This is a genomic window from Bacillus cereus group sp. BfR-BA-01349 (genome assembly GCF_022663795.1).
Lineage (GTDB): Bacteria > Bacillota > Bacilli > Bacillales > Bacillaceae_G > Bacillus_A > Bacillus_A cereus.
The window spans coordinates 25,383-34,888 of sequence record NZ_JAKUGE010000057.1 but is presented as its reverse complement, the minus strand read 5'-3'; the positions used below and the strand labels follow the sequence as shown (position 1 = coordinate 34,888).

Genomic DNA, 9,506 nt, shown 5'->3' with positions numbered 1-9,506 from the left:
CGCAACCAAATGGTCCCGTGGTGTAGTGGTTAACATGCCTGCCTGTCACGCAGGAGATCGCCGGTTCGACCCCGGTCGGGACCGCCATTTTTTACATAAAGGCTCGGTAGCTCAGTCGGTAGAGCAGAGGACTGAAAATCCTCGTGTCGGCGGTTCGATTCCGTCCCGAGCCACCATTTTGAAATCACGAGCCGACTTAGCTCAATTGGTAGAGCAACTGACTTGTAATCAGTAGGTTGGGGGTTCAAGTCCTCTAGTCGGCACCACTTTCAAAATGAGCCATTAGCTCAGTTGGTAGAGCATCTGACTTTTAATCAGAGGGTCGAAGGTTCGAGTCCTTCATGGCTCACCATTTACAATTTAATGCGGGTGTAGTTTAGTGGTAAAACAAGAGCCTTCCAAGCTCTGGTCGAGAGTTCGATTCTCTTCACCCGCTTTTCAATTATGGGCCTATAGCTCAGCTGGTTAGAGCGCACGCCTGATAAGCGTGAGGTCGATGGTTCGAGTCCATTTAGGCCCACCATAATTGTTCCGCAGTAGCTCAGTGGTAGAGCTATCGGCTGTTAACCGATCGGTCGTAGGTTCGAGTCCTACCTGCGGAGCCATATTTATAGAGAAGTACCCAAGTGGCTCAAGGGGCTCCCCTGCTAAGGGAGTAGATCGCGAACGCGGTGCGAGGGTTCGAATCCCTTCTTCTCTGCCAGAATTGGCCCGTTGGTCAAGTGGTTAAGACACCGCCCTTTCACGGCGGTAACACGGGTTCGAATCCCGTACGGGTCATACTAAAAGAGATAGCATAATCTGCTATCTCTTTTTTGTTGTATAAAGGTGGACTTTGGATAGTCTGCATCTTTTATGCAATAGAAGAAATATGAAGTATGGGCTGTTGCAGTTGGGTATATAGAGCCGTAAATACAATCATGTTGTTTATTTGGGCCTGTATGAATATGAAGGAACTATCTATCTAATAAATGATACCTCAAGTTGAACTTTTACCCCAGCTGTATGGCTATAGCCTCCTACACTTGGAGAAACCGATGAAAATAAATAATATATAGAAGAAGCTGCTTTCTCTCAACAGGTGTGATCTACTGAAGACAGCTTTTTTATGTTGTCAGTATTGTCGAGTTTTGTCGGTAAGACGATATATTGCAAAAATCGCTGATATAATTTGAGTTACGATCGATAAATTTTAATAATCGCTGATATATTTGGAGTTACGGTCGATATATTCTAAAAATCGCCGATATAATTTCACTTACCGACGAAAAACACAAGAAAAACCCTTTCACAATCTAAAGAAAACGCCTCCATTGAAATTGATTCCACACCTGTTCCAATAACTTTACACTCTATGTGAAAAAGTTCACAAATAGGTCATAATTTGTGAAGTAATTCACAATAATACGTGCTACAATATGAATGTAAAGAAGTTAAACAACATTAAATTAGTATTTTAATTAATTACTTAAACAATCATAAAAAAATATATGTGAACAATAGAGAGGGGAAATTACCATGAAAAAAGGTATCAATCGTGTAGTATTAGTAGGAACAGGAGCTGTAGGTTGTAGTTACGCTTACTCAATGATCAACCAAGGTGTAGCTGAAGAATTCGTATTAGTAGATGTTAATGAAGCAAAAGCAGAAGGGGAAGCAATGGACTTAAGTCATGCAGTACCATTCTCTCCATCACCAACAAAAGTTTGGAGCGGTAGCTATGCAGATTGTAAATATGCAGATTTAGTTGTTATCACTGCTGGGTTACCACAAAAGCCAGGTGAAACTCGTTTAGACTTAGTTGAGAAAAATACAAAGATCTTTAAACAAATCGTTCGCGGCATTATGGATAGCGGATTCGATGGAATCTTCTTAATCGCAACTAACCCAGTTGATATTTTAACTTACGTAACTTGGAAAGAATCTGGTTTACCGAAAGAGCGCGTAATCGGTTCTGGTACTACTTTAGACTCTGCTCGTTTCCGTTACATGTTAGGTGACTACTTAGATGTAGATCCACGCAACGTTCATGCTTACATCGTTGGTGAACACGGTGACACTGAACTTCCAGTATGGAGCCACGCTACTATCGGTGTACAAAAATTAGAAACAATCTTAGCTAACAACGAACAGTACAAACAAGAAGACTTAGACAAAATCTTCGAAAACGTACGTGATGCAGCTTACCATATCATCGAGCGTAAAGGTGCAACTTACTACGGAATCGGTATGTCACTACTTCGTGTAACTAAAGCAATCTTAAACAACGAGAACAGCGTATTAACTGTATCTGCATACCTTGAAGGTCAATACGGCGAGAAAGATGCTTACGTAGGTGTTCCAGCTGTAATTAACCGCGAAGGTGTACGTGAAATCGTAGAACTTGAGCTAAATGAAGAGGAAAAAGCGAAATTCGCTCATTCTGTAAAAGTATTAAAAGAAACAATGGCACCAGTACTATAATAATTGCTAAATAATTCAGAGGTGGGAAACTGCTTCTTACCTCTGAACTTATATAATTTAATATAAATTCCTTTTCCGGTTTCCCTTGTATATCCCCAATATACCCCTTTTGCTGGATAAGGGTCGTTTATAGAAAAGAGCACTCTATTTTACGTAGAGTGCTCTTTATTATTCCGCTATTTGCCGGGCAGTAAAAACCCACTGATTAAAGTTTCATTTTATTATTTTTTAGGTGTTAATCCTAATTTCTTTAAAATATCTGCCAGTGTACCGCTTTTGGATTTTTCTACAGGTGTTTGTGATTTAGATGCATCTGGACCTTTTTTCAAGAAGTTCCTTTCAACGAAGCGAATATCTTTTTCGTCGACAATACCATCTTTATTAAGGTCTCCGTCTTTTACAGTTAGTCCTTTTTTACCATAGTTGCTAGCGATAATTTCAGCATCTTTAATATCGATTACTTTATCACCATTTACATCGCCGGCAATGTTTTCTTCAGGTCTTGCATAATAATATTGGCCAAGCAGCTTACCGTCTTTTTCAGTACCAAGTTTCGTTGTTAGGCGGCTTGTTAAATGTCCTGGCACCTCTACATATAAGTTATAGTCGCGTTTATTAACTGGAAGTCCATTTAGTTTGAAGTATCCGTATTTATCTAGTGAGCCTTCAAACTTATGACGGTAAGAATCAGTCGCATATACTTTTACGCCAAGCTTTGTATAATCGAACTTTTCATCTAAATATCCGTGTTCATTTAAGAACACACCAGGTTTAATATTTCCTTCTACTAGTGAGTTTAAGGACATAACTGAGAATGTTTGATCTTGAAGTACACGCATTCTATTTGGTTCTGATTCACCTTGTTTCCAGTAAACAAAAATTGGTGACTCTAATTGAGCGTTTGCTTCATAAAATTCATCATTTTCTACTTTGAAAGTTACATCAATGAACGGGAAATCACCATCTAATCCAGCAAAGTTTTTGTCATCGATAGCGCCGCCAACTGTAACAGAACCTGCCTCTAGTTTCGGTTCATTTACTTTTGCGGTTACTCCTTTTTCGGAAAGTAGCTTTTCAAAAGCAGGATTAAATTTCGCATTTCAATAACATTGTGGCAAAAAATATTGAGAAACATTTCTTTATGACAGATTATTTTGTTTTGATTTTGAGTGAAAAATAGCATGAAAAATAGGATAAACATAATAAAATAAAGGTTGAGAAAAAATAATTGGTAAAAATATAGAAGAATAATAAAGCGTTTTCAATGAATATTCGTCAAAATTCGATATTTTACACGGAAATGTGAAGAAAAACTAACATTTTTAAGAAAAAAACGAATGTTTTTTATAAATTAACAAGGATATTGCAGTTTTTCGCAGAAATAGTTAAAGTATAAAAAATTCTGTCATCTAAGTGAGGTGAGCATATTGAGTGTAATAAATTGTGAAGAAGTGAAACGAGATGAGTTTCATACAGAAAAGTACTATGAAAGTTATAACATCTTTGGCGCACATGTTGTGACGGAAGATGAGATTCAAGGGGTACGATTTACAGTGTGGGCTCCTCATGAGAAAGCAATGAGTGTTGTTGGAGATTTTAATGAGTGGGATTATGAGCAACATAAGATGCTACAAGTGACAGAAGAAGGCATTTGGTCCTTATTTATACCGCATATTGAAGAAGGAGAAATATATAAATATGCGATTGAAACGTTGGCTGGTGACGTCATTTTAAAGGCAGATCCGTATGCTATATATGCAGAAGTAAGACCGAATACGGCATCTGTAGTTTTTGATATAAAAGGATATGAATGGAATGATAAAAACTGGAATCGTAAGAAAAAGAAAAAACCGATTTATAAAGAAGCGATGACAGTTTATGAATTACATTTTGGTTCTTGGAAAAAGAAAGAAGATGGAACACTATATTCTTACAGGGAAATGGCAGAAGACCTCATTCCGTATGTGGTGGAACATCAATTTACACATATTGAAATTATGCCGCTTGTTGAGCATCCATATGATCGTTCTTGGGGATATCAAGGAACGGGATATTATGCAGCGACGAGTAGATTTGGTACACCGCATGATTTAATGTATTTTGTCGACGAATGTCATAAATATGGAATCGGTGTCATTTTAGATTGGGTACCGGGGCACTTTTGTAAAGATGCTCACGGTTTATATTTGTTTGATGGCACACCGACCTATGAATATAAAGATAAAGATGTACAAGAAAATCTAGTATGGGGAACTGTCAATTTTGATTTAGGAAAGAGAGAGGTACGTAATTTCTTAATTTCAAATGCGTTATTTTGGATGAGATATTTCCATATTGATGGTTTCAGAGTAGATGCAGTTGCGAACATGTTGTACTGGAATAAAGAAGGACAAGAGCAAAGTAATGAGTACGCTGTGTCATTTTTACGGGAGTTAAATGAAGCGGTATTTGCAGAGGATGAAGATTTTCTTATGACGGCAGAGGATTCAACAGCTTGGCCACTTGTAACAGCACCAACGTATGAAGGTGGGCTTGGATTCAATTACAAATGGAATATGGGTTGGATGAATGACGTGCTGAAATATATGGAGTGTGCGCCAGAGTACAGAAAATATATTCATGAGAAAATGACGTTCTCTTTACTATATGCTTACTCTGAAAACTTCATATTACCCCTTTCTCATGATGAAGTCGTTCATGGGAAAAAGTCATTATTAAATAAAATGCCAGGTGATTACTGGGATAAGTTTGCTCAGCTTCGTTTATTATATGGATATTTCTTTACTCACCCAGGAAAGAAATTACTTTTCATGGGAGGAGAATTCGGGCAGTTTGATGAGTGGAAAGACCTTGAAGATTTAGATTGGAATTTACATGATTTTGAAATGCATCGTTATATGCATGATTACTTTAAAGAGCTCATAGCATTGTATAAGCGCTCAAAACCACTTTGGCAGCTTGATCATTCGCCTGAAGGTTTTCAGTGGATTGATGCTAATAATAACGAGCAAAGTATTTTCTCATTTATCCGCCAAGGGGATAAACAAGAAGATGCATTAGTTATCGTATGTAATTTTACGAAAGCTACATATGAAAACTATAAAGTAGGTGTACCAGATTTCGAGTATTATAACGAGATTTTAAATAGTGATGCTGAGCAATATGGCGGGTCAGGGCAAGTAAATAAGAAACGTCTGAAGGCGATTCAAGAACCGTTTCATAATCAAGCAGCACATGTAGAAATTACAATTCCACCATTTGGCGTATCCATATTACGACCAGTGAAGACGAGAAAGGGGAGCAAAAAACAAGATGGCTCAAAAACAAAAGTGCGTAGCAATGTTACTAGCAGGGGGAAAAGGTAGTCGTTTAAGTGCATTAACAAAGAATTTAGCCAAGCCAGCTGTTCCATTTGGTGGTAAATATCGCATTATTGATTTTACGCTAAGTAACTGTGCGAATTCTGGTATTGAAACGGTTGGGATTTTAACGCAATATCAACCACTCGAACTTCATAATTATATCGGAATCGGAAATGCGTGGGATTTAGACCGAGTAAACGGTGGGGTCACAGTCTTACCTCCTTATGCGGAGTCTTCAGGGGTTAAGTGGTATACAGGTACGGCAAGTGCCATTTATCAAAACTTAAACTATTTAAGTCAGTATGAACCGGAGTACGTTCTCATTTTATCAGGCGACCATATTTATAAAATGGATTACAGTAAGATGCTAGATTACCATATTGAGAAAGAATCGGACGTATCCATTTCTGTTATTGAAGTACCTTGGGATGAAGCAAGTCGCTTTGGCATTATGAATACAAATGAAGAAATGGAGATTGTTGAGTTTGAAGAGAAACCGCAATTTCCAAGAAGTAATCTTGCATCAATGGGAATCTATATTTTTAATTGGTCAATTTTGAAAGAGTATTTAGAGATGGATGCAAGAAACCCTGAATCTAGTAACGATTTCGGAAAAGACGTACTTCCGCTTTTATTGGATGAAGGGAAGAAGCTAATGGCGTATCCGTTTGAAGGATATTGAAAAGATGTTGGAACGGTGAAGAGCTTATGGGAAGCGAATATGGATTTGCTTCGCGATGAAACATCACTGAATTTAAATGATCGTAATTGGCGTATTTACTCTGTCAATCCAAACGAACCGCCTCAATATATTGCTGAAAAGGCGAAAGTAGAAGAATCGCTTATTAACGAAGGGTGCGTCATTGAAGGGGACGTGAAGCATTCTGTGTTATTCCAAGGAGTGACGGTGGAAGAAGGAAGTATGGTGATTGATTCTGTCGTTATGCCAGGGGCTAAGATTGGTAAAAATGTTGTGATTGAAAGAGCGATTGTTGGATCAGAAATGGTTATCGAAGATGGAACAATCATTCGTCCAGAAAAGAATGTTGACGATGTAGTATTAATTGCTGAAGGGAAATAGAAAAGGGGGATGAAATGAATGGGAGAAAAAATGTTAGGAATTATTAATGCAACGGGAAGTTTTCCTTCCTTAAAGAAAGTAACAGGGCATCGTTCACTAGCGGCGTTACCGTTTGGGGGCCGTTATCGACTCATTGATTTCATGCTTTCAAATATGGTGAATTCTAGTATTCATAGTGTGGCAGTTTTTACAAGCCATAAAAATCGTTCGTTAATGGACCATGTTGGTTCAGGAAAACAGTGGGATTTAGATAGAAAACGAGACGGACTATTTTTATTCCCGCCAAACTGCCAATGTGACCAAGATGAATTTGGGTCTTTTGCACACTTTAGAAGACATATTGATTATTTTCTAAGAAGCAGAGAAGAGTACGTTGTTATTACGAATAGCCATCTCGTAACAGCATTAAATTTTCAAGCGGTGTTAGAGCGACATATACATACGGCAGCTGATATTACGGAAGTTTGCCATGAAGGGGTTTCGCTTCAAACATATGTGTTAAAGAAACAATTATTGTTAGACTTATTTGAGTCATATAAAGATGTGGAACAATACAGTTTATTTGATGTAGTGAGAGAAAAGCGCGGGAAATCATTACACATTGCTACATATGAACATACTGGATATGTAGCAATTATTGACTCGATTGAAAGTTACTATAAACATAGCTTAGAAATTTTGCAACCTGCTATTTGGAAGCAATTATTTAAGAAAGAAGCACCGATCTTTACGAAAGTAAAAGATGAGCCACCAACTCGTTATCTAAAGGGTGCAGTCGTGAAAAATACAATGATTGCAAACGGTAGTATTATTGAAGGGGAAGTCGAAAACAGTGTTGTTTCCCGTTCAGTTAAAATTGGAAAAGGTTCAATTATTCGTAATAGCATTATTATGCAAAAGAGCCAAATTGGAGATAACTGTATAATAGACGGTGTTATTATTGATAAAGACGTGAAAATTGGTGACGGTGTTGTACTAAAAGGAAACGCCGATGAGCCATACGTTGTAGAAAAAGGAAGCGTTCAAAACAGTACGATTAATAGTTATTCTTAAGAGAATCAGTGGGGGTCTTCCTCCACTGATTAAAGTTTTAATTCAAATGAAAACTCGAAGGGAGGAAGCTGCAAGAGGAGTAATAAAAACTTTTCGCGCAGTGGGACAACAAGTGAATATTTTATTTGCAGTATCAGAATGTGTACCGTTTGTGAAATCGGGAGGATTAGCTGATGTAGCGGGTGCGCTCCCAAAAGAGCTGAAAAAATTAGGAGTGGACGTTCGTATTATACTTCCGAATTATAGTCTCATTCCGCAAAAGTTAAGAGATGGATGTACGTTACATAAAGTAATTAACGTCCCGCTTGGGTGGAGAAATCAATATTGTGGAATTTTAAAAGGTGAGCAAGACGGAATTACGTATTACTTAATAGATAATGAATATTATTTTAAGAGAGATTCTCTGTATGGTCATTATGATGACGGAGAGCGTTTTTCTTATTTCTCAAAAGCGGTGTTAGAGTGTATTCCTCATCTTGATTTTGAAGTGGATGTTCTTCATAGCCACGATTGGCATACGGCTATGGTTAATTTCTTACTTCGTGAAAAGTATCAAGATAACCCGTTATATGAGCGTATTAAAACGGTATATACAATTCATAACTTACAGTTCCAAGGTGTATTTCCTCCTGAAGTAATGTACGACTTGTTAGAACTTGGTGATGAATATTTCCACAGTGAGCAGTTAGAGTTTTATGGGAATGTGAACTTTATGAAGGGCGGTATTATAGCTTCAGATCAAATTACAGCAGTTAGCCCGACATATAAAGAAGAAATTCAATATGAATTTTTCGGTGAGAAGTTAGATGGGTTGTTACGAAAATATAATGATAAGCTTAGCGGCATTGTAAATGGAATTGATACGAGCGTATATAATCCAGAAACGGATTCGTATATTACTGCTCAGTACGATGCAGAGTCATTAGAGGAAAAGAATGAAAATAAACGCGCCTTGCAGCGTTATTTTGGTTTGCCCGAAAAAGAGGATACACCAATTATTTCAATGGTAACGAGATTAACGAAGCAAAAAGGTCTTGATTTAGTACGTACTGTATTCCGCGAAATAATGGAAGAAGATGTACAATGTATTATTTTAGGTTCAGGTGATTCGGAATATGAGCAATTCTTTGAGTGGATGGCATACGAGTATCCTGAGAAGGTAAAAGTGTATATCGGATTTAATGAAGAATTAGCTCACCAAGTATATGCGGGAAGTGATTTATTCTTAATGCCATCACTGTTTGAACCGTGTGGACTTGGACAACTTATCGCATTAGCTTACGGTACGATTCCAATTGTAAGAGAAACAGGCGGATTAAATGATACGGTACAATCTTATGATGAAGAAACTGGAGAAGGAAATGGTTTCAGTTTCACGAACTTTAATGCACATGACATGTTGCACACAGTTCTTCGTGCAATTGAATTTTATCATGATAAACCGGTATGGGAGCAGCTTGTAAAGCAAGCGATGACGGAAGATTATAGCTGGGAGAAGTCAGCTCTTGCTTATAAGAAATTGTATAAAAGTCTCATGGAATAACATG

General features: G+C 37.6%; 4 protein-coding genes, 9 tRNA genes and 3 pseudogenes. 14 read left to right on the top strand and 2 right to left on the bottom strand.

The features are described 5' to 3' along the window. Positions 1–11: 11 nt before the first annotated feature. From MR169_RS23935 to MR169_RS23895, 9 genes are all read left to right on the top strand, one after another. Positions 12–87, top strand: a tRNA-Asp gene (locus MR169_RS23935). A 13-nt stretch (positions 88–100) separates the two neighbouring features. Beyond that, positions 101–176, top strand: a tRNA-Phe gene (locus tag MR169_RS23930). Between the two features lie 14 nt (positions 177–190). Further along, positions 191–266, top strand: a tRNA-Thr gene (locus MR169_RS23925). A gap of 10 nt (positions 267–276) precedes the next feature. Beyond that, a tRNA-Lys gene (locus tag MR169_RS23920) sits at positions 277–352 on the top strand. Positions 353–365: 13 nt separating this feature from the next. Then, positions 366–436 (top strand) — tRNA-Gly (locus MR169_RS23915). Between the two features lie 10 nt (positions 437–446). Continuing rightward, positions 447–523 (top strand) — tRNA-Ile (locus MR169_RS23910). Positions 524–530: 7 nt separating this feature from the next. Further along, positions 531–605: transfer RNA gene (locus MR169_RS23905), tRNA-Asn, on the top strand. A 7-nt stretch (positions 606–612) separates the two neighbouring features. Continuing rightward, positions 613–703: transfer RNA gene (locus MR169_RS23900), tRNA-Ser, on the top strand. 5 nt (positions 704–708) lie between these two features. Then, positions 709–780, top strand: a tRNA-Glu gene (locus tag MR169_RS23895). A 100-nt stretch (positions 781–880) separates the two neighbouring features. Here MR169_RS23895 and MR169_RS23890 read toward each other — a convergent pair. Next, positions 881–1,047 (bottom strand): annotated as a pseudogene (locus MR169_RS23890) (IS4 family transposase); the annotation flags it as partial. A 471-nt stretch (positions 1,048–1,518) separates the two neighbouring features. On the opposite strand from MR169_RS23890, the gene MR169_RS23885 reads away from it, so the two are divergent. Further along, complete coding sequence (locus tag MR169_RS23885; RefSeq protein ID WP_000715352.1) at positions 1,519–2,463, top strand: L-lactate dehydrogenase; 945 nt, start codon at positions 1,519–1,521, stop codon at positions 2,461–2,463. 221 nt (positions 2,464–2,684) lie between these two features. Here MR169_RS23885 and MR169_RS23880 read toward each other — a convergent pair. Then, a pseudogene (locus MR169_RS23880) lies at positions 2,685–3,563 on the bottom strand (dockerin type I domain-containing protein); the annotation flags it as partial. 327 nt (positions 3,564–3,890) lie between these two features. Here MR169_RS23880 and glgB point away from each other — a divergent pair. From glgB to glgA, 4 genes and pseudogenes are all read left to right on the top strand, one after another. Beyond that, the gene (glgB, locus tag MR169_RS23875) at positions 3,891–5,828 is read left to right on the top strand and encodes a 1,4-alpha-glucan branching protein GlgB (RefSeq protein WP_242320132.1); all 1,938 of its coding nucleotides are present in this window, start codon (positions 3,891–3,893) and stop codon (positions 5,826–5,828) included. Continuing rightward, a pseudogene (gene glgC / locus MR169_RS23870) lies at positions 5,776–6,906 on the top strand (glucose-1-phosphate adenylyltransferase). Before glgB ends, glgC begins: the two are co-directional and overlap by 53 nt. Before the next feature lie 18 nt (positions 6,907–6,924). Further along, positions 6,925–7,959: a glucose-1-phosphate adenylyltransferase subunit GlgD gene (glgD, locus tag MR169_RS23865; RefSeq protein WP_000504163.1), complete on the top strand. Its 1,035-nt coding sequence runs from the start codon at positions 6,925–6,927 to the stop codon at positions 7,957–7,959. A gap of 112 nt (positions 7,960–8,071) precedes the next feature. Beyond that, on the top strand, positions 8,072–9,502 hold the full coding sequence (glgA, locus tag MR169_RS23860) for a glycogen synthase GlgA (protein ID WP_033694265.1): 1,431 nt from the start codon (positions 8,072–8,074) through the stop codon (positions 9,500–9,502). The last annotated feature ends 4 nt before the right edge of the window (positions 9,503–9,506 follow it).

Coding starts and splice junctions, on each gene's coding strand:
- MR169_RS23885 (WP_000715352.1), top strand. CDS start 1,519: ATGAAAAAAGGTATCAATCGTGTAGTATTAGTAGGAACAGGAGCTGTA.
- glgD (WP_000504163.1), top strand. CDS start 6,925: ATGGGAGAAAAAATGTTAGGAATTATTAATGCAACGGGAAGTTTTCCT.